The organism is Bacillus sp. GMs2/2 (genome assembly GCF_050172095.1).
Classification (GTDB): Bacteria; Bacillota; Bacilli; order Bacillales; family Bacillaceae_G; genus Bacillus_A; species Bacillus_A cereus.
Map to the genome: position 1 here is coordinate 1 of NZ_JBNLYE010000619.1, position 1,657 is coordinate 1,657.

The window sequence follows — 1,657 nt, forward strand, 5'->3', positions numbered from 1 at the left end:
TTAGGAAAGAACTGTTTCATATAGGAATACAGATAGTTTTTTATATCCTCTTCTTCTTCTTTTTGATAAATGTATTTTCCGATTCCATATTTCCCCCATTTATACCTTCTTTTCTCTTCATCTAATTCTAGTTTTGTCATCGGGTAGTTTTTTTCAATTACTCTCTTAGCTGGCTTTGTAAAACGATGTTGAATAAATTCAAATGTAATATCATCCCGTGCATCAAGAGGTAATTCAGCATTTAGGCGTTCAAACATATGATAGTATCCTTCCTTCCAGCCTTCATGCAGGTAAATAGGAGCTACAATGAAACCAAGAGGATATCCAGCTCTAGCTACTTTTCCTGCTGCCTCAATTCGTTTAGCTAAGGGAGAAGTTCCTGGTTCAAAGTTTTTAATCACATAATCAGCGTTTACACTAAAGCGAAATCTTGTTTTTCCATTATGTTTAGCATCAAGTAAATGATCTACATGGTGGAATTTCGTAACAAATCTCAATTTCCCATATTCAGATTCTCCAAAATGCTCAATGGCCCGTTTAAGGGTATGCGTTAAATAATCGATTCCTACAATATCTGAAGTACACGACGCTTCAAATCTTGTTACTTCAGGTGCACGCTCTTTCATGTATTTATCAGCAGCATCTAAAATTTCTTCAACATTTACATACGTTCGTATATAAGGCTTACTTCCCATCGTTGTTTGTAAATAACAATAATGACAATGTCCCATACATCCCGTTGCAAAAGGAATTGCATACTCTGCTGAAGGCTTGGAAGTATCGAATTTCAGTGTTTTTCTAACACCAACAACCAGCGTGGATTTTGCTACTCGATACTTTTGAAAATCGTTATCCCCTGGCAAATCTCTTACTTGATTATGGGAAGTAGTATGTCGAATTTCAACATCCATCTTTGAAAACTTCTCAAACAGCTCTTTCCCCAAAGGATAATCTAATGCTTTCGGTTCAAAATATACGAGCTTAGGCATAAATGGCTTATTCATTCTAACATCCCCTCTGAAATATCACCATAATAGTAAGTGTAAGCTTGGTTTGCTTCATCTTCGGTAGCATATATAGCCATCTCATTTGTTAGTGGATAATACGTTTCGTAAAGAAATAGTGCTAATTCATTAGGTCTTTCAGGATTATTTACAACTGCTGCAGCTTGTATGTTAGCTACGTCTTGAGTATGAGGATTTCGGTAAAAAATATAAACAATGTCACCAGCATGATACGTATTACTTTCAGAAGAAAATTCCATTCCATCACCATCTCATTTCATAAAATTCAATGCTCACAGTTTTACTTTCTAATTTTCTTGTAGTGTAACTATTTAATTACATTGATAATGATTACGTCATACAAACATATTTTGAAAAATGAATAATAAATGTACTCCCAAAAAGGCAAGCATATATCAATGCTTGCCTTTCGTTCTAACGACGATGTTCAACAAGATCGATTACACCTAAAACGACGTGTGCTAAACCAAAACCAAATACTGTATTTGCAATCATTTTATTAGTTCCACGAGTTTGTTTAAGAGCATAACCTGCTGCTGTCACTGCTGTACCTAAAGCTGTTGGAATTAATCCTTCACGAATGTCCACAGTGATGCCTCCTTGTTTCGTAGTTAGTAAATTTGTTTTAATGA

At 35.0% G+C, this 1,657-nt stretch carries 3 protein-coding genes; all 3 read right to left on the reverse strand.

Annotation, left to right across the window (positions count from 1 at the left end; genetic code table 11):
* On the reverse strand, positions 1-1,004 hold a 1,004-nt coding region (gene splB, locus ACQGS6_RS28015; RefSeq protein WP_426965994.1), incomplete at its 3' end, for a spore photoproduct lyase.
* Positions 1,001-1,264: a transcriptional regulator SplA gene (locus ACQGS6_RS28020; protein WP_000396091.1), complete on the reverse strand. Its 264-nt coding sequence runs from the start codon at positions 1,262-1,264 to the stop codon at positions 1,001-1,003. The genes splB and ACQGS6_RS28020, both read right to left, overlap by 4 nt.
* A 175-nt stretch (positions 1,265-1,439) precedes the next feature.
* Positions 1,440-1,613 carry a hypothetical protein gene (locus ACQGS6_RS28025; protein WP_000354585.1) on the reverse strand — a complete coding sequence of 58 codons (174 nt, stop codon included), beginning with the start codon at positions 1,611-1,613 and terminating at the stop codon, positions 1,440-1,442.
* Positions 1,614-1,657 lie beyond the last annotated feature (44 nt).

Coding starts and splice junctions, on each gene's coding strand:
- ACQGS6_RS28020 (WP_000396091.1), bottom strand. CDS start 1,264: ATGGAATTTTCTTCTGAAAGTAATACGTATCATGCTGGTGACATTGTT.